This is a genomic window from Pseudonocardia sulfidoxydans NBRC 16205 (genome assembly GCF_007989085.1).
Taxonomy (GTDB): Bacteria; Actinomycetota; Actinomycetes; order Mycobacteriales; family Pseudonocardiaceae; genus Pseudonocardia; species Pseudonocardia sulfidoxydans.
The window spans coordinates 35,377-53,366 of record NZ_BJVJ01000037.1; the positions used below are offsets into that span (position 1 = coordinate 35,377).

The 17,990-nt window shown below is 73.8% G+C and carries 19 protein-coding genes; 8 read left to right on the forward strand and 11 right to left on the reverse strand.

Annotated features, from left to right (window positions below):
• The 9 genes from ybeY to hrcA form a co-directional block, all read right to left on the reverse strand.
• Positions 1-537, reverse strand: a complete 537-nt coding sequence (ybeY, locus tag PSU4_RS17995) for an rRNA maturation RNase YbeY (protein ID WP_147109764.1) — start codon at positions 535-537, stop codon at positions 1-3.
• A gap of 91 nt (positions 538-628) precedes the next feature.
• Complete coding sequence (locus tag PSU4_RS18000; protein ID WP_373866071.1) at positions 629-1,648, reverse strand: PhoH family protein; 1,020 nt, start codon at positions 1,646-1,648, stop codon at positions 629-631.
• Between the two features lie 204 nt (positions 1,649-1,852).
• On the reverse strand, positions 1,853-2,386 hold the full coding sequence (locus PSU4_RS18005) for an isochorismatase family protein (protein ID WP_147109768.1): 534 nt from the start codon (positions 2,384-2,386) through the stop codon (positions 1,853-1,855).
• 88 nt (positions 2,387-2,474) lie between these two features.
• Complete coding sequence (locus PSU4_RS18010) at positions 2,475-4,139, reverse strand: thiamine pyrophosphate-binding protein (protein ID WP_147109770.1); 1,665 nt, start codon at positions 4,137-4,139, stop codon at positions 2,475-2,477.
• Between the two features lie 13 nt (positions 4,140-4,152).
• Complete coding sequence (locus tag PSU4_RS18015; protein WP_147109821.1) at positions 4,153-4,926, reverse strand: cyclase family protein; 774 nt, start codon at positions 4,924-4,926, stop codon at positions 4,153-4,155.
• Between the two features lie 57 nt (positions 4,927-4,983).
• The gene (locus tag PSU4_RS18020; protein ID WP_147109773.1) at positions 4,984-5,745 is read right to left on the reverse strand and encodes an alpha/beta hydrolase family protein; all 762 of its coding nucleotides are present in this window, start codon (positions 5,743-5,745) and stop codon (positions 4,984-4,986) included.
• A gap of 283 nt (positions 5,746-6,028) precedes the next feature.
• Positions 6,029-6,775, reverse strand: coding sequence for a 16S rRNA (uracil(1498)-N(3))-methyltransferase (locus tag PSU4_RS18025; protein WP_147109774.1), 747 nt, complete (start codon positions 6,773-6,775; stop codon positions 6,029-6,031).
• Between the two features lie 5 nt (positions 6,776-6,780).
• Positions 6,781-7,932, reverse strand: coding sequence for a molecular chaperone DnaJ (gene dnaJ / locus PSU4_RS18030; protein WP_147109823.1), 1,152 nt, complete (start codon positions 7,930-7,932; stop codon positions 6,781-6,783).
• Between the two features lie 105 nt (positions 7,933-8,037).
• Positions 8,038-9,057 (reverse strand): heat-inducible transcriptional repressor HrcA, encoded by a 1,020-nt coding sequence (gene hrcA, locus PSU4_RS18035; protein ID WP_147109776.1) that lies wholly within the window; start codon positions 9,055-9,057, stop codon positions 8,038-8,040.
• A gap of 145 nt (positions 9,058-9,202) precedes the next feature.
• Between hrcA and PSU4_RS18040 the strand changes: the two genes are divergently transcribed.
• From PSU4_RS18040 to PSU4_RS18055, 4 genes are read left to right on the forward strand one after another with little or no spacing between them, the layout of a single operon-like run.
• Positions 9,203-9,775: a hypothetical protein gene (locus PSU4_RS18040; protein ID WP_147109778.1), complete on the forward strand. Its 573-nt coding sequence runs from the start codon at positions 9,203-9,205 to the stop codon at positions 9,773-9,775.
• A 47-nt stretch (positions 9,776-9,822) separates the two neighbouring features.
• On the forward strand, positions 9,823-10,935 hold the full coding sequence (locus PSU4_RS18045; protein WP_147109780.1) for a sigma-E factor regulatory protein RseB domain-containing protein: 1,113 nt from the start codon (positions 9,823-9,825) through the stop codon (positions 10,933-10,935).
• Positions 10,932-11,861 (forward strand): ABC transporter ATP-binding protein, encoded by a 930-nt coding sequence (locus tag PSU4_RS18050; RefSeq protein WP_246115188.1) that lies wholly within the window; start codon positions 10,932-10,934, stop codon positions 11,859-11,861. Before PSU4_RS18045 ends, PSU4_RS18050 begins: the two co-directional genes overlap by 4 nt.
• Positions 11,858-12,685 carry an ABC transporter permease gene (locus PSU4_RS18055; protein WP_147109782.1) on the forward strand — a complete coding sequence of 276 codons (828 nt, stop codon included), beginning with the start codon at positions 11,858-11,860 and terminating at the stop codon, positions 12,683-12,685. The genes PSU4_RS18050 and PSU4_RS18055 overlap by 4 nt, the downstream gene beginning before the upstream one ends.
• Before the next feature lie 51 nt (positions 12,686-12,736).
• Here PSU4_RS18055 and PSU4_RS18060 read toward each other — a convergent pair whose 3' ends face one another.
• Positions 12,737-13,534 carry an esterase/lipase family protein gene (locus PSU4_RS18060; RefSeq protein ID WP_147109784.1) on the reverse strand — a complete coding sequence of 266 codons (798 nt, stop codon included), beginning with the start codon at positions 13,532-13,534 and terminating at the stop codon, positions 12,737-12,739.
• Positions 13,535-13,721: 187 nt separating this feature from the next.
• Positions 13,722-14,897, reverse strand: a complete 1,176-nt coding sequence (hemW, locus tag PSU4_RS18065) for a radical SAM family heme chaperone HemW (protein WP_246115189.1) — start codon at positions 14,895-14,897, stop codon at positions 13,722-13,724.
• 271 nt (positions 14,898-15,168) lie between these two features.
• Between hemW and PSU4_RS33050 the strand changes: the two genes are divergently transcribed.
• The 4 genes from PSU4_RS33050 to PSU4_RS18080 all read left to right on the forward strand — a co-directional run bounded on the left by PSU4_RS33050 (position 15,169) and on the right by PSU4_RS18080 (position 17,952).
• Complete coding sequence (locus tag PSU4_RS33050) at positions 15,169-15,255, forward strand: putative leader peptide (protein WP_366557239.1); 87 nt, start codon at positions 15,169-15,171, stop codon at positions 15,253-15,255.
• A gap of 137 nt (positions 15,256-15,392) precedes the next feature.
• Entirely contained in the window at positions 15,393-17,072 is a 1,680-nt protein-coding gene (locus PSU4_RS18070; protein WP_147109789.1) for a nitrite/sulfite reductase, read from the forward strand.
• On the forward strand, positions 17,069-17,245 hold the full coding sequence (locus tag PSU4_RS18075) for an Insertion element protein (RefSeq protein WP_147109791.1): 177 nt from the start codon (positions 17,069-17,071) through the stop codon (positions 17,243-17,245). The genes PSU4_RS18070 and PSU4_RS18075 overlap by 4 nt, the downstream gene beginning before the upstream one ends.
• A complete protein-coding gene (locus PSU4_RS18080; protein WP_147109793.1) occupies positions 17,242-17,952 on the forward strand; it encodes a phosphoadenylyl-sulfate reductase in 711 nt (236 codons plus the stop codon). The genes PSU4_RS18075 and PSU4_RS18080 overlap by 4 nt, the downstream gene beginning before the upstream one ends.
• The last annotated feature ends 38 nt before the right edge of the window (positions 17,953-17,990 follow it).

Consider the following 17,990-nt stretch of genomic DNA (forward strand, 5'->3'; position numbering starts at 1 on the left):
TCAGCCGTCCTCGAGACCGGCGGTGCCGAGCACCTGTGCGTCGGTCCGGCGCTGGGCCTCCTCACGGGCCGCCCGTTCCCGCGCCGCCCGCCACTCCCCCAACAGCTTGTCCTGCAACGCGAACATCTCGCGCTCCTGGTCGGGCTCGCCGTGGTCGTACCCCAGCAGGTGCAGCACCCCGTGCACGGTGAGCAGGTGCAGCTCGTCGGGCAGCCCGTGACCGGCCTTGCGGGCCTGGTCCTGAGCGAAGGCGGGGCACAGCACGATGTCGCCCAGCAGGGCGGGCCCGAGATCGGGCGCGTCGGGACGGCGGGTGTCCTCGGCCAGCTCGTCCATGGGGAAGGCCATGACGTCGGTCGGGCCGGGCTCGTCCATCCACCGTTCGTGCAGCTCGCTCATCGCCTCGGTGGTGACGGCGGTGACGGCCAGCTCGACGGCGGGGTTCACGCCCATCGCGTCGAGCGCGTAGCGGGCGACGGACACGATCAGCGACTCGTCGACGGCGATGCCGGACTCGTTCGCGACCTCGATGCTCACAGGGTTCCTCTGCGCGTGATGTGCTCCGACGGGCGTCCGCCGGTGGTCCGAGGGTAGTCGGGCACCCTCGGCCACCGGCGGACCGGTCGGTTCAGCGCCTGCCGCGGCGACGCTGCTCCGGGCCGGTGCGCGGCGCGCTCGCCAGGCCGCGCCGCTCGTTGACGGCGTCGAACCGGGCGTACGCGTCGACGATGTCGCTCACCAGCCGGTGGCGCACCACGTCGGTGCTGGTCAGCTGGGAGAAGTGCACGTCGTCGACACCGTCGAGGATGTCGCGCACGACCTGCAGCCCGGAGCGGGTGTTGCCCGGCAGGTCGACCTGCGTGACGTCGCCCGTCACCACGATCTTCGAACCGAACCCCAGCCGCGTCAGGAACATCTTCATCTGCTCGGGCGTGGTGTTCTGCGCCTCGTCGAGAATGATGAATGCATCATTAAGTGTTCTTCCGCGCATATAAGCGAGCGGTGCGACTTCAATCGTTCCCGCCGCCATCAGCTTCGGAATGGACTCGGGGTCGATCATGTCGTGCAGCGCGTCGTACAGCGGGCGCAGGTACGGGTCGATCTTCTCGTAGAGCGTGCCCGGCAGGTAGCCCAGCCGCTCCCCCGCCTCGACGGCCGGGCGGGTGAGGATGATCCGGTTGACCAGCTTGCCCTGCAACGCCTGCACGGCCTTGGCCATGGCCAGATACGTCTTGCCCGTACCGGCCGGGCCGATGCCGAAGACGATGGTGTGCGTGTCGATCGCGTCGACGTAGCGCTTCTGGTTCAGCGTCTTCGGGCGGATCGTCTTGCCACGCCGCGAGAGGATGTCGAGGCTCAGCACCTCGGCTGGCGACTCCCCCATCCGTTCACGGTCGGCCGCGTTCTCGTCGGACAGCATCTCGACGGTGCGGCGCACCGTGTCCTTGCCGACCTGCTGGCCCCGCTGCGCCAGCGTGACCAGCTCGGCGAAGACACGCTCGGCGAACGCCACGTCGGCCGGCTCGCCCGACAACGTGAGCTCGTTGCCCCGGACGTGCACGTCGGCGTCGAGGAGGTCCTCGGCCGTTCGCAGGCTCTCGTCGCGCGAGCCCAGCAGGGCCAGCAGCGCGGTGTCCGGCAGAGCCATCCTGGACTGGACTGTGTTCGGCTCGGTTCCGGTCAAGTTTCGTGCCGCCCGCTCTCTCTGCTCGCCCGCTCCCACGGGACCGTCACTCGGGCCACCGGACAGCGCTCCCCGACGCCGCCCCTGCGACGCCGCCGCTGCCCGACGACGACGCGATGCTACCGCCGGGGACCGACATTCCGCCGCGCGATTACGCCGGGCCGACGATCAGCGGAGCATCTTCGAGACGTCGCGGAACCGCGGGTGCCGGGAGTCGCGCATCCACTCGAACATCACCATCTCGCTGGTGACGACCTCGGCGCCGTGCTCGCGGGCCCGCGCCAGCGCCGCCTCCTTGTCCGACTCGCGGCGCGACCCGATCGCGTCGGCCACCAGTACCACCCGGATGTCGCGCTCGCGCATGCCCAGGACCGTCTGCAGCACGCAGACGTGCGCCTCCGCCCCGGTGACGACGACCTCGTCGCGTCCCGGGGGCAGCAGCATGTCGAAGCCCGGCTCGTCGACAGCCGAGAAGGCTGTCTTCGGCATGACGAGCTGCGGGAACGGCGCCAGCGCGGGAACCGTCGACCCGAGCCCCTGCGGGTACTGCTCCGTCGCGGCGACGGGTACCTCCAGCGCTGCGGCCGCTTCGCCCAGCAGCGCCGTCCGTGCCACCACGGCGTCGCCGTCGTGAAGGGCGGGCATGAGCCGTTCCTGCAGGTCGATCATCAGCAGGACCGAGCGGGACGCGGTGAGCAGCACGCGGCCACCCTAACGCCGACTTCGACAACCGCGCGCAACCTCACGGTCGTGATCCGGCCTCGGAACGACACTGAGGTTGCGCGCGGGGTCAGTGTCCGCGGAAGGCCTCCGCGAGCCACCAGGAACCGCCGTCGGAGGCGATCTTGGCGTCGACGAGCAGCGGCCGGGTCCGGGGGCCGTCGACCCAGTCCCGGACGCCGGCCAGGTCGGCGGGCGTCCGGACGGTGACGGTGTCGAAGCCGTAGCCCCGCCCGATCGCGGCGATGTCGGTCTCCGGGAAGACGACGGTGGCGATGTCGTCGCCGCCGGGTCCGAAGTGGTGGACCTCGGCGCCGTAGCCGCGGTCGTCGTAGACGACGACGACCATCGCGATGCCCAGCCGCGCGACGGTCTCCAGCTCGGCGGCCGCCATGAGGGCGCCGCCGTCGCCCAGGGCGGCGACGGTGAGCCGGTCGGGCCGGGCCAGCGCGACGCCGATCCCGGTGAACAGCCCGAGGCCGATCGACTGGAAACCCTGCGTGAAGCAGAACCCGGCCTCGTCGGGAACGCCGAGGTAGGCGGCGGGGTAGCCCATGAAGTTGCCGGAGTCGACGGTGACGCTGCGCTCGGCGGGCAGCACGTCGTCGAGGCCGGTGGACAGCACGCGGGGGTCGATGCCCTCGGGGCCCGTCAGATCGGGCGGGTCGAGGGGCACGTCGCGCCAACGGCCGTGGGCGGCGATGCGGGCGCGGACGTCGTCGGTGCGGTAGCCGGGGCGGTCGTCGCCGTCGAGCGCGACCGCGACGTCCGCGGCGGTGGCGGCGACGTCGCCGAGGATCCCCAGGTCGACGGGCCGGTGGGCGCCGAGGGCGTCGGCGTCGAGGTCGACCTGGACGACGGTGGCGTCGGCACCGATGAGGGCGCCGTGGCGCATCGTCCACATGTTGAGCGCGCAGCCCCAGCCGACGACGACGTCCGCGTCGGCGATGAGCTCGGCCGCCAGCCGGGTGGCGAAGCCGCCGGAGATGCCGAGCGACCAGGGGTTGCCGGTGAACAGCCCGTTCGCGACGGCGGAGGTCGCGAGGAGGGCGCCGCAGCGCTGGGCGAGGCCCGCCAGCTCGGGCCCGGCGTTCCGGGCGCCGCGACCGGCGACGAACACCGGCCGGCGCGCCCCGGCGAGGGCGGCGGCGAGCGCGGCGACCGACGAGGCGGCCGGGCGGGGCGGGGCGAGCGGCGCGAGCTCGGGGACGTCGAGGTCGGCGAGGGAGCCGATCTCCGGGACGTCGGCGGCCTGCACGTCGAGCGGCAGGTTGAGCACGACGGTCCGGCGCTGCTCGACCGCCGTCCGGTACGCGCGGACGGTGTCGGCGAGCGCGCTGCCCGGCGAGTGCACCCGCTCCGCGACGGCCCCGACCGCCGTGACCAGGGCGTCCTGGTCGATGCGGAAGTTGGAGCGGACGGCGGCGCCGCCGGTGTCGGCGGCCAGGACCAGCAGCGGGGTGCGGCTCTTCGCGGCCTCGGTGATGCCCGTCAGCGCGTTGGTGAGCCCGCAGCCCTGGTGCACCGATAGCACGGCGGGGACGCCGGTGGTCCGGGCGTGCGCGTCGGCGGCCGTGGCGGCGCCGGCCTCGTGGCGGGTCGCGGTGAACGGCACGCCCGCGGCCCGCAGCGCGTTGGTGACGTGGAAGTTCCCGCTGCCGACGACCCCGAACGCGTGCCCGACACCGAGCCGTCCGAGAACCGTTCCGACGAGCTCGGCGACGGTGACGATCACTGCTCGACCCCGTTCATCGTTCGACGAGCGCCAGCACGCGGGCGGGGCTGCCCGAGCCGGAGACGATCGGCAGCGGCCCGGTGACCAGCACCGCGCCCGTCGGCGGCAGCGTCGCCAGGTTCTGCAGCTGCGTGAGCCCGTACTTGCCCGCGCCCAGCAGGAACGAGTGGCACGGGAACGGTGGGTCGAAGCTGTGCGCGGCACCCGCGTCGGTACCGACGGTCTCGACGCCGACACCCAGCAGCGCGGTCTCCTCGGCGAGCCAGCGCGCGCACGTCACCGACATGCCGGGGGTGTGCGGGCCGGTGTCGTTCGCGTTGAGGAACGCGGCGGCGTCCTCGGCGCGGGCGTCCCAGCCGGTGCGGTAGAGCAGCCAGCCGCCGTCGGGCAGCGGGCCGTGCTCGGCCGTCCACGCCTCGACGTGCTCGACCTCCAGGAGGAAGTCGGGGTCGGCGGCCGACTCGGCGGAGAAGTCGAGCACCACCGCGGGCGCGACGAGCTTCTGCGCGGGCACCTGCGAGACGTCCTCGCCGTCGCGACCGGTCACCCAGTGGACGGGCGCGTCGAAGTGCGTGCCGGTGTGCTCGCCGGTGTGGATGTCGTTCCAGTACCAGGCGGGGCCGCGGTCGTCGTAGCGGCTGATCTCCGAGAGCGAGAAGGAGATCGTGTTGGCGAACGGCGGCGGCAGCTGCAGCACGGGCGTGCCCGCGTGCAGGGGCGCGGTCAGGTCGACGACCTCGATGCGCCGGTCGCGGAGCGCGGCGAGCAGGTCCTGCAGCACGGCCATGAACTGTCCCGTCTGCCGCGCGCGGACGGGCGCCGCCGTGGCGGGGTCCACGCTAGATCAGGCGAGGAGCCGCGCGACCGCGGACTCGCACGCGCGCCACGCCTCGGTGGCGGGGTCGATCACGGCGAAGTGCTCGACCCCCGGCAGCACGACCAGCTCGGCGGGATCGCCCGCGGCCTGCGCCGCGGCCACGTAGCGCTCGCTCTGCCGGACCGGGACGTTGACGTCGGCGTCGCCGTGGACGCAGATCACGGGCACGCCGACGGGCAGCCGCTCGGCGGGAGACGCGAGCTCGTAACGCCCGTCCCCGGGGAGGGGGCTACCGAGCAGGTCCTCGATCGCGCCGTTGCCGACGCCGTTGCGGGCGCCGTCGACGAGGTCGAGCACCCCGGCCTGGCTGACGGCGCCGCGCAGCCGCACCCGGGGGTCGGCGCCGGGGGTTCCGGTGGGCAGTCCGGGCCGGGCGGCGAGCCACGCGGCGAGGTGTCCGCCCGCGGAGTGGCCGAGGGCGACGACGCGGTCGGGGTCGAGCCACTCCTGGTCGGCGAGGAGGTCGACGGCCGCGGCGACGTCGTCGAACGTCGCGGGCCAGCCGCCTCCGGTACCGACGCGCCGGTACTCGATGTTCCACGCGGCGAACCCGGCGCCGGCGAGCGTGGCGGCGAGGGGGCGGCCGAGGGCGAGGTCGTGGCGGGAGCGCCAGAACCCGCCGTGGATGACGACGATGGTCCCCCGCGGCTGCGCGCCGTCGGGGGGCAGGGTCAGTTCGGCGAACTGTGCGGGGTCGGTGCCGTAGTCCAGCCGCGTCGGTGTGCTCACGTCCCGATCATCGCGCGAACCGGGGGTCGTGAGTGGCGATAGTCGCGATAGCGACTATCGCCACTCACAGCAGCTTTCGGGGATGCCACGCCGCGATGAAAGTGGGGGGACACCCACCGCGGCGTGGCGCCGCCGGACGAGGGGACTCTCCGGCGGGCCCGACGGGTGCCCATCACCCGTGTTCGTGACGGTTGCGCAGGCAACCGGACAAGTGCGCGAAATATAGCCCCGGGCCTACCGCGGCGGGGATTTCGTCACCCGGATGCCGAGCGGCGTCCCACGGTCAGCCGCGCGGGCTCCACCGGCTGGTCAGGGCGCCGATGGCGCCGAGTGCGACGGCGGCGGCGGTGGAGGCGCGCAGCACCTCGGGGCCCAGCCGGACGGCATGGGCGCCCGCCGCGGTGAGCGTGGCGATCTCCTCGTCGGAGACGCCGCCCTCGGGTCCGACGACGAGCAGCACCGCCGCGGGGGCGGGGTCGATGAACGTGGCGAGGCCCTCAGTGGCGGACTCGTGCAGCACCAGCACCCGCTCGACGTCCCCGCACAGTGCGGCGAGCTGCCGCGTCGACACGGGAGCGCCGACGGGCGGCACCCACGGCCGGCGGGCCTGTTTCGCGGCGGAACGGACGGTCGCGCGCCAGCGGGCGAGCGCCTTGTCGCCGCGCGGGCCGTCCTCCCACTTCGCGACGCAGCGCGACGCCCGCCACGGCACGATCTCGTCGACACCGGCCTCGGTGGCGAGCTCGACGGCCAGCTCGCCGCGGTCGCCCTTCACCAGCGCCTGGGCGAGCACGACCCGCGGGACGGGCGGGTCGAGCACCGCGCGGGACACGACGCGCAGGTCGAGCCGGTCGTGCCCCACCGTGTCGACGACGGTGTGCGCGAGCCCGCCACGACCGTCGGCAAGCGTGATCTCCTCGCCTGCGCGCAGCCGCCGCACGGTGGCGGCGTGCCTGCCCTCGGGACCGTCGAGGACGGCCGAGGGCCCTGCCGGGAGCTCGTCGACCAGGAAGAGCGGAGCTGTCCCCACCTCGGTCAGCGGCCGCCGAAACGCAGCCGGGAGAACAGGCCGTGCCCGTTGCGGCCGCCCATGGCCAGGTCGGGCTGCTCCTCGCCGCGCAGGGCGGCGAGCTTGCGCAGCAGCTCGGTCTGCTCCTTGTCGAGCTTGGTGGGGACGGCCACCTCGATGTGGACCATGAGGTCGCCGTGGCCGTCGACGCGGCCGTTGGAGCGCAGCCGCGGCATGCCCTTGCCCCGCAGGGTGCGGATGGTGCCGGTCTGGGTGCCGGCGTCGATGTCGAGGTCCTCGGACCCCTCGATGGTCGGCAGCGCGACGGTGGTGCCCAGCGCGGCCGCGGTCATCGGGAGGCTGACGGTGCAGTGCAGGTCGGCGCCGTCGCGGGTGAAGATCTCGTGCGGGGTCTCCTCGACCTCGACGTAGAGGTCGCCCGCCGGGCCGCCGCCCGCGCCGACCTCGCCCTGACCGGCCAGCCGCACGCGCATCCCGTCGGCCACACCGGCGGGGATGCGGACACCGACGCTGCGCCGGGAGCGGACCCGGCCGTCGCCCGCGCACTGGCGGCACGGCTCGGGGATGACCTCGCCGAAGCCGCGGCAGGTCGGGCAGGGACGCGACGTGACGACCTGGCCGAGGAACGAGCGCTGCACCGACTGGACCTCGCCGGAGCCGCCGCAGATGTCGCAGCGGGTGGGCGAGCTGCCGGGCGCGCAGCCCGAGCCGGAGCAGTCCGAGCACAGCACCGCGGTGTCGACGGTCAGGTCGCGCTGGACCCCGGCGGCGCACTCCTCGAGGGAGAGCTGCATGCGGATCAGCGCGTCGGCACCCGGCTGGACGCGGCTGCGCGGGCCACGGCCGCGGCCGCCGGTCGCCGAGCCGAAGAAGGCGTCCATGATGTCGCCGAAGCCGAAGCCCGCGCCGAACGGATCGCCGCCACCGCCGCCGCGGCCGTTGTCGAGCGGGTCGCCGCCGAGGTCGACGATGCGCCGCTTCTCGGGGTCGTTGAGCACCTCGTAGGCGGTGCTGACCTCGCGGAAGCGCTCCTGCGCCGCCGCGTCGGGGTTGACGTCGGGATGCAGCTCCCGGGCGAGCTTGCGGTACGCCCGCTTGATCTCGTCGGGGCCCGCGCCGTGTTCGACGCCCAGGATCCCGTAGTAGTCGCGTGCCACCCTTGCGTTCCCCATGGTCCTTCGCTCGTCGAGTCGCAGATTTCGGTCAGAGTGCCAGAGTACGTGTCACGGAAGTCGAGCCGGGCAGGCTCAACCCCACGAGGTTCATCGCCCCGACAGGATGTCACCCACGTAACGGGCCACGGCGTGCACCGCCGCGATCGTGCCGGGGTAGTCCATCCGCGTCGGCCCGAGCACGCCCATCCCACCGAGGACGGTGCCCGCGCCGTAGCCGATGGACACGACCGAGGTGGCCCGCAGGTCCTCCACCTCGTTCTCCTCACCGATACGCACCGTGACCAGGCCGGGGTCCTGCGCCGCGGCCAGCAGCTTCAGCACGACGACCTGCTCCTCCAGCGCCTCCAGGACCTGGCGCAGCGAGCCGGGGAAGTCGGCGACGTTGCGGGTGAGGTTGGCGGTGCCGCCGAGGACGAGCCGCTCCTCGGGGTGCTCGACAAGGGTCTCGATCAGCACGGTGGACAGCGTGAGGACCACGTCGCGCAGGTCGCTCGGCACCTTGTCGGGAAGCTCTGCGACCGCGGCGGACGCCGCGGCCGGCGGACGGCCGACGAGCGCGGCGTTGAGATGGGTCCGCACCGCCGCGACGTCGTCGTCGCTGAGCACGTCGCCCAGGTCGACGACGCGCTGGTCGACGCGGCCGGAGTCGGTGATCAGGACCAGCATCAGCCGGGCGGGGGTGAGCGCGACGACCTCGAGATGACGGACCGTGGACCGGGTCAGCGTCGGGTACTGGACGACGGCGACCTGTCGGGTCAGCTGCGCGAGGAGCCGGACGCTGCGACGCAGCACGTCGTCGAGGTCGACGGCGCCGTCGAGGAACGTCTGCACCGCGCGGCGCTCGGCGCTCGACAGCGGCTTGACCTCGGCGATCTTGTCGACGAAGAGGCGGTACCCCTTGTCGGTCGGGATACGGCCCGCGCTGGTGTGGGGCTGGGCGATCAGCCCGTCCTCCTCGAGGACGGCCATGTCGTTGCGGACGGTCGCGCTGGAGACGCCCAGGTTGTGCCGCTCGACGATCGTGCGCGACGCGACCGGCTCCTGCGTGGACACGTAGTCGGCGACGATGGCCTGCAACACCGCGAACCGGCGTTCATCGGCGTTCACCGCCACCTCCCCTGGTCCCACTCGTCCGTCGTTTCCAGTCTAGGTGGTCCACCGACTTTCGGAGGGCCACCGACCGCCCCGGGTCGAGTGTGGTGACCCGACCCACAGGCTCCCCGGCCCACGAGGAACGGGGCACACTGGCGACGTGCTGCTGCGCCGTCCCGTCCTCGACGCGATCGCCGCGGGCCGGGTCACGCGGGCCTACCGGCGGTGGGACCGGGCCCGGGTGAAGCCCGGCACCCGGCTGCGGACGGTCGTCGGTGTCCTGGAGGTGACGGCCGTGCGGACCGTCGCCGCGGCGTCGCTGACCGACGCCGATGCCGCCGCGGCCGGGGTCGCCGACGCCGCCGCACTGCGCCGTGAGCTGGCGAAACGTCCCACCGGCGAGGTGTTCCGCATCGATCTGCGACCCGCCGGGGAGGACCCGCGGATCGCGCTGCGCGCCGACGACGACCTCGACGACGACGCCCGCGCCGCCCTCGACGCCCGGCTGGCCCGGATGGACACCACGTCGTCGTACGGGCCGTGGACGGCCGCGACGCTGGCGCTGATCGCCGAGAACCCCGAGGTCCGTGCCCCCGACCTGGCCCAGCGGATGGGCCGGGAGACGCAGCCGTTCAAGCGGGACGTCCGCAAGCTCAAGGAGCTGGGGCTGACCGAGAGCCTGCCCGTCGGCTACCGCCTGTCGCCGCGAGGCCGCGCGTACCTGCGGAACTGACCGACTGTTCACCCACATCCGACGCGCGCTGTGGCAGCGTCGGTCCCGTGGTCGCCGGGGGACGTCGCTCGTTGAGCCGGCGGGCGCTGCTCGTCGGCGCGGGCGCCGCCGCTCTCGTGGCGGCCGGGACCGTCCCGTGGCCCGCCGGTGCGACCGGCGCCCCCGACCCCGCCGCGCTGCGCGCGCGCATCCGGGCCTCGGCCGCCCAGCCCTACACGGGGTTCGCCGAGGCGTCGGGCCGGCTCGGGCTGCCCGACCTCCCCCAGCTCGGACAGGCCATCGCGCTGTTCACCGGCACCACCCGCATCCGGGTGTTCCACGCGGGCCCGCAGCGCTGGCGCGTCGACGAGCTCACCGCCGCGGGCGAACGCGACATCTACCACCTCGACGGCGTCGAGTCGTCGTGGGACTTCGGGTCCCAGCGCCTCACCCGGATCGTCGGGACGACGTCGGTGCGGCTCCCCCGCGCCGCCGACCTGCTGCCGCCCGACCTCGCCCGCCGCATCCTCGCCGCCGCCCCCGACGACCCCGTCGAGGCGCTGCCGGACCGCCGCGTCGCCGGACGGGCCGCCGCGGGCATCCGCGTCACCCCCGCAGACCCCGACACCACCGTCGCGCACGTCGACGTCTGGGCCGACGCGACCAGCGGGCTGCCGCTGCGCGTCGAGATCACCGGCCGCGCCGACCCCGGGAGACCCGTCCTGACCAGCGAGCTGACCTCCGTCGACCTGACCGCCCCGGCCGACGACGTCCTCGTCCCCACCGTCCCGCCCGGCGCCACCGCCGCCGAGGTGCCCGCCGCCGACCTCGCCGGCGCCCTGCGCGTCCTCGGGCCCTCCGCGCCCCCGGGCGAGCTCGCGGGACGTGGGCGGCTGCCGCGGTTCCCCGACCTGCCCGGCATCGGGGTCTACGGCACCGGGCTCGGCGGGTTCGTGCTGGTCCCGGTGACCGGGCGGATCGCCGCCCAGGCCGTCGACGGCGCCGCGGCCGCCGGAGGGGTGCCGGTCACCGTGCCGACCGGGCGCGCCGTCGCGGTGTCGACGCCGCTGCTGTCGGTCGTCATCCGGGCCGGCGGCAGGCGGGGGGCGCTGCTCGTCGGCACCGTGTCGCCCGCGGTGCTCGCCCGGGCCGTGACCGAGCTGGCGGGGGCCGCCCGGTGAGCGAGTCCGTGATCACGACCTCGGGGCTGACGAAACGGTTCGGCCGCGTCGTCGCCGTCGACCACGTCGACCTCGACGTCCCCACCGGCGTCCGGTTCGGGCTGTTGGGCCCCAACGGATCCGGGAAGACGACGCTCGTGCGGATGCTGCTCGGCCTCGTCCACGCCACGTCCGGCTCCGCCACCGTGCTCGGCGAACCCGTGCCGCGGCGCGCCGCGGCCGTGCTGCCGCAGGTAGGAGCGCTCGTCGAGGGCCCGGCCGCATGGGGGCACCTGTCCGGGCGGGCCAACCTCCGGCTCCTCGACGCCGCCGGACCCGGCGGTCGGCGCCGCGACCGCCGTCGCCGGGTCGACGAGGCCCTCGACCGCGTCGGGCTCGCCGGGATCGACCGCCGCCCCGTCAAGGCCTACTCCCTCGGCATGCGCCAGCGGCTCGGGATCGCCGCCGCCCTGCTGCGCGCGCCCCGGCTGCTGCTGCTCGACGAACCCACCAACGGCCTCGACCCCCGCGGCATCCACGAGATGCGGGACCTGCTCGTCGCCCTCAACGCGACCGGCACCACGGTCGTTCTGTCCAGCCACCTGCTCACCGAGGTCGAGGCATTGTGCACGCGCGTCGGGATCATGGACGCCGGCCGTCTCGTCCTGGCCGACGACCTCGCCTCGCTGCGCGCACCCACCGGCCGCATCCGGGTCCGCACCCCGGCACCCGACGCCGCGCTGGCCCTGCTCGACGGGCGCGTCGAGGTGCGCGACCACGACCTGCTGACCGTCCGTGGCGACGACCCCGCCGAGCTCAACGCCCTCCTCGTCGGCGCCGGAGTGCCCGTCACCGCCATCGACCGGGAGCGGCGGTCGCTCGAAGACGTCGTCCTCGACGTGACCGGAAGCGGCAACGACCGGTTCGAAGGGCAGGCCCGCCGGTGATCACTACCGAGCTCGTCCTGATGCTGCGCAGGCGGCGCGTCTGGCTGTGCTGGGCGCTGCTGTGCCTGCTGCCCACCGTCGTCGCCGTCCTGCTCGCCACCACCCGTCTCGCGCCCCCACCCGGCCGCGGCGGCGCCTTCCTGTCCGCGGTGCTCTCGGACGGGCAGCTCTTCCCCGCCGCCGCGCTCGCCCTCGTCCTGCCCGTGTTCCTGCCGATCACCGTCGCCATCGTCTCCGGTGACGCCATCGCCGGCGAGGCCTCCGCCGGGACGCTGCGCTACCTGCTGGTGCGGCCCGTCGGCCGGCTGAGACTGCTGCTCGCCAAGCTCGTCTCCGTCGCCGCCTTCACGCTGCTCGCGGTCGTGCTGGTGACGGTCACGTCCTACGTCGTCGGTGTGCTCGCCTTCGGGTTCGGGCCCGACGCCGAGCTCGGCGGGAGCGGCATCACCTCGCTGTCCGGGGCGACCCTCACCCCGCTGCAGCTCGCCGGGCGCACCGCCGGCACCGTCGGCTACCTCGCGCTGTGCATGCTCACCCTCGGCGCCGTCGGCATCTTCTTCTCCACGCTCACCGACTCCCCCCTTGCCGCCGCCCTCGGGGTGCTCGCCGTCGTCGTCACCAGTGCGGCCCTGCAGCCCCTCGACGCCGCCGAGGCTGTCCGCACCTTCCTGCCGACGCAGCACTGGCTCGCCTGGATCGACCTGTTCCGCGACCCGCCGCTGCTCGACGCCGTCCGCACCGGGGTCGAGGTGCAGCTCGGCTGGATCCTCGTCGCGTTCGGTGCGGCCTGGGCGAACTTCACGACGAAGGACGTGACCTCGTAGGCCCCTGTGAGCGGTAATAGTCGCTATCGCGACTATTACCGCTCACGACTCCTAGCCCGCTCTGCGTAGGCCGGCGCAGTCCGCCGGGCCCGGCAGCGTCAGCGGGGTCGTGCCCAGGGCGCGGAGAACGGCACCCGTGACCAGCGGATCCGTCGGCAGGCCCGAATGTGTCACCCGCGCCCCCGCACACACCGCCTGCACCGACGTGTCCAACGCCCCCGCCAGCCGCGCCGACTCCGGCGGGGTGACCGTGTCGTCGTCGGTCGTCCACAGCGACAGCCACGGCAGCTCGGACCCGACGTCCGCCTTCTCGATCTCGGCCAGCTCCGGCGACCCCGGCACCAGCTGCCGGCACGCCACCGGGCACGCGTCCGGGGCCAGGCTCGCGCCGGCCGTCGCCAACGTCGTGCCGTGCAGCGGCGCGCCCAGCGTGACGACGCGGCGGGTCTTCGACGCCCCGTCCTCCCGGGCCAGCCACAACGCCGTCACGACGCCGCCCGCCGAGTAGCCGACCACGTCGACCGACGGCGCCCCCGCCGCCAGGGCCTCGTCGACCGCGCGGTCCAGGACCGTGACCTGCGCCGACAGGTCGCCGGTGCCGTCGCCCACCAGGGTCAGCACGGTGGCCTGGCGGCCCGTCGCCTCGATCCGCCGCGCCAGGGCCTGCAACGACGTCCGGCTGCCCCCGTAGCCCGGGACCAGCACGACGGGGCCGGGCCGGTCGTCGGCGGGGCGGGTGCCGGGGATCGGCTGCCCGGGGCCGCCGAACACGCGCACCCCGACGACCACCCCCACCGCGACGACCACCAGCACCAACACCGCGACCAGCAGCCGACGCCGGGGACTCACGCGTGCGCTCCGCACTCGGCACCCCGGGTTGCACGAACGGCACAGTCACGCAATTCAGTTGCGGCACTGTGCCGTTCGTTCGGGAAGGGCGCCGGCGGGTGGTGCGCACGAACGGCACAGTCACGCCACTCAGTTGCGCCACTGTGCCGTTCGTTCGGGAAGGGGTGGGCGGGCGGCACGCGCAGCGTCATGCGGGGACCGCGGTCAGGAGGTCGGTGACGACGCGGTCGGCCAGCAGACGGCCGCGCCGCGTCAGGATCGCCCGGCCCGCGGCCAGGGCCGTCTGGTCGAGGAGGCCCTCGGCGGCGGCGCGGCGGGCGGCCTCGCGGCCGGGGGCGTCGAGCAGGTCGAGGTCGAGGCCCGTCGCCAGGCGCAGCCGGAGCATGACGCGTTCCGTCGCCTGCTCCTGCGGCCCGAGGATCTCGTGGCCCGCCTCCGGGGCCTCCCCAACGGCCAGCATCGCCGCGTACCGGGCCGGGTGCTTCACGTTCCACCACCGACGCCCACCCAGGTGCGAATGGGCGCCGGGGCCGGCGCCCCACCAGTCGCCGTCGAGCCAGTAGCCGAGGTTGTGGCGACAGGCCGCGGCGTCGTCGGCAGCCCAGTTGGACACCTCGTACCAGCGCAGGCCCGCCGCGGACAGGGTGTCGTCGATGATCTCGTAGCGGGCGGCGGCGACGTCGTCGTCGGGCGCGGCCAGCTCGCCGCGCCGCACCCGCCGCGCGAGCGCCGTCCCGTCCTCGACGATCAGCGAGTACGCCGAGACGTGGTCGACCCCCGCGGAGAGGACGGCGTCGAGGGAGGCGCGCAGGTCGTCGTCGGTCTCGCCGGGTGTCGAGTAGATGAGGTCGAGGTTGACGTGCCCGATTCCCGCGGCGCGGGCCTCCTGCGCGGCGGCGACGGCGCGGCCGGGGGTGTGGCGGCGGTCGAGAATCTGCAGGACGTGCGGTGCCGCCGACTGCATCCCCAGCGACACCCGCGTGAACCCCGCCTCGACCAGCCCGGCGAAGAACTCCGGCGACGTCGACTCCGGGTTGGACTCGGTGGTCACCTCGGCGCCGGGGGCGAGGCCGAACTCCGCGCGGATGGCGTCGAGGACAGCGCCGAGGCGCTGCGCCCCGATCAGCGAGGGGGTGCCGCCGCCGACGAACACGGTGTCGACGGCCCGCTCCCCCACCACCTCGGCCGCCCCGGCCAGCTCGCGGCGGACGGCGTCGAGCCAGCCGTCGGGCGAGGTGCCCGAGCCGGAGCCGGACAGCTCGTCGGCGGTGTAGGTGTTGAAGTCGCAGTACCCGCAGCGTGACGCGCAGAACGGCACGTGGACGTACACGCCGAAGGGCGCGGGAGATTCGGGGACGGGCACTCCGTCGAGGTTAGCCGCCGCCACGGTCGCCGAGGGTGCGCAGGCCGGCGGCGCCGTCGGGCGGGGCGAGGCCGGCGGACGAGGTGTCCGAAAAGGACGGTCGTGGACAAGGCGGCGGAAACGGGCGGAACGGGCCGCAACTCCAGGCGTTGTCCGAACACCTCCCGCCCCTCGGTCCATTTCTGGACAAGTGTCCGGACAATTGTGGGGGTGACTCTCATGACGTAGAAGGTCGTTGGCCCAAGGGGTCCGGACATGGCAGCCTGAAGGAGTGAATGCGCTGACCCTGCGGCTCGTGGCCCGTCGCCACGTCGACCTGCAGCGGGTCAACAGCGCGATTTGTCGGTTTGCGGTCTGATCCCGCGCCGAACCGTCCACGGACCGATTTCCCGGCGCAGGGTGAGCCGTGCCCGGAATCCGACCAGGTCGCACTGCCCCTGATCGAATCGGACTCCGGTGTCGCGGCGAGCCGTGCCGTCATCCGGAGGCCCCGAATTGCCCCCCACCACCCCGCCCTCGAAGTCCCCTGCCCGCCCCAAGCGCGGCGAGGGCCAGTGGAAGCTCGGCCATCGTGAGCCGCTGAACCCGAACGAGCGCGTCAAGCGCGACGACGACGGGCTCAACGTGCGCGCGCGCATCGAGAACGTCTACTCCAAGCAGGGCTTCGACTCGATCGACCCGTCGGACCTGCGCGGACGGATGCGCTGGTGGGGGCTCTACACGCAGCGCAAGCCCGGGATCGACGGCGGCCGCACCGCGGCGCTGGAGCCCGAGGAGCTCGACGACGAGTACTTCATGATGCGCGTGCGCGTCGACGGCGGCGGGCTGACCACCGACCAGCTCCGTGTGCTCGGGGAGATCTCGCAGGAGTTCGCCCGCGACACCGCCGACGTCACCGACCGCAACAACATCCAGTACCACTGGCTGCGCATCGAGGACATCCCCGAGGTGTGGCGACGGCTGGAGGCCGTCGACCTCGTCACCACGGAGGCGTGTGGCGACACCCCGCGCGCGTTCCTCGGCTCGCCCGTCGCGGGCATCGCGGCCGACGAACCGATCAACGGCGACCCGGCGATCTTCGCGATCCGCGAGAAGTACGTGGGCAGCCCGGAGTTCTCCAACCTGCCGCGCAAGTTCAAGACGGCGATCTCCGGCCAGCAGGACGTGGCGCACGAGGTCAACGACGTCGCGTTCATCGGGTCGGTGCACCCCGAGCACGGCCCGGGCTTCGACCTGTGGGTCGGCGGCGGACTGTCGACCAACCCGAAGCTCGCGGTCCGGCTGGGCGCGTGGGTGCCCATCGACGAGGTTCCCGAGGTCTGGGCCGGCGTCATCTCCGTGTTCCGCGACTACGGGTACCGGCGGCTGCGCAGCCGCGCCCGGCTGAAGTTCCTCGTCGCCGACTGGGGTGCCGAGGAGTTCCGCCGGGTCCTCGAGGAGGAGTACCTGCACCGCAAGCTGGTCGACGGCCCGGCCCCGGCGACGCCGGAGCGCCCGATCGACCACATCGGCGTGCACAAGCAGGTCGACGGGCTGAACTACATCGGGGTCGCGCCCGCGTCGGGCCGCGTGTCGGGCACGACGCTGATCGCGCTGGCCAAGGCCGTCGAGGCGGCCGGGTCCCGGCGGCTCAAGCTCACGCCGTACCAGAAGATCGTGGTGCTCGACGTGGCCGACGAGGCCGTCGAGTCGCTGCGCTCTGAGCTCGACAGCCTGGGCCTGCAGTCGGACCCGTCGCCGTGGCGGCGCTCGACGATGGCGTGCACGGGGATCGAGTTCTGCAAGCTGGCGATCGTCGAGACGAAGGAACGGGCGATCCGGCTGGTCGAGGAGCTGGAGAAGCGTCTCGCCGACGTCCACCCCGACGTCCCGATCTCGATCCACCTCAACGGCTGCCCCAACTCCTGCGCCCGCACCCAGGTCGCCGACATCGGGCTCAAGGGCCAGATCGTCACCGACTCGGCGGGCAACCAGGTCGAGGGCTTCCAGGTGCACCTCGGCGGCGGGCTCGGGCTCGACTCCGGGTTCGGACGCAAGCTGCGCGGCCACAAGGTCGCGAGCGCCGAGCTGGGCGACTACGTCGACCGCGTGGTGCGCAACTTCGTCGCGCAGCGCACCGAGGGCGAGCGGTTCGCGCAGTGGGTGCTGCGGGCCGAGGAGAACGACCTCAAGTGAGTGGCTCGCAACGCGCCGTCCCCTTCTACTGCCCGTACTGCGGCGAGGAGGACCTGCGGCCGGCGGAGCAGACCGAGAAGGTGCCGCAGGGCGCGTGGTACTGCGCCGACTGCCTGCGCACCTTCACCGTCAAGATGATCGGGATCGGGGTTCCAGAGGTGACGAGGTCGTGAGCGTCGCGACAGATCTTCGCAAGGTGGCCGAGCGCGGGGCCGACGAGCTCGGGCCCGACGCCACCGCCGAGCAGGTGCTCGGGTGGGCGGCGGACACGTTCGGCGACGGGCTGATCGTGGCGTCCAACATGCAGGACGCGGTGCTCGTCGATCTCGCGGCGAAGGCCCGGCCGGGTGTGGAGATCCTCTTCCTGGAGACGGGCTACCACTTCGCCGAGACCATCGGCACCCGCGACGCCGTCGAGGCGACCTACGACGTGCGGATCGTCAACGCGTCGGCCGCGCAGTCGGTGGCCGAGCAGGACGAGGCGTGGGGCAAGGACCTGTTCGCCCGCGACCCCAACCAGTGCTGCGCGCTGCGCAAGGTCGCTCCCCTGCAGGACACGCTGGCCCGCTACGACGCCTGGGTCACCGGCGTACGCCGGGTCGAGGCCCCGACCCGGGCCAACACCCCGCTGGTCACCTACGACGAGAAGTTCGGGCTGGTCAAGGTCAACCCGATCGCGGCGTGGAGCGACGACGACATGGACGCCTACATCGCCGAGCACGGCATCCTCGTGAACCCGCTCGTCGACGCCGGCTACCCGTCGATCGGGTGCGCCCCGTGCACGGCCAAGCCGCTCCCGGGCGCCGATCCGCGTTCCGGGCGCTGGGCGGGCACCGCGAAGATCGAGTGTGGGCTGCACCCGGCGGAGGTCGCGAAGTGAGTGCCGGTCTCACCCGCCCCGGCCCTCCTTCGTCGGGC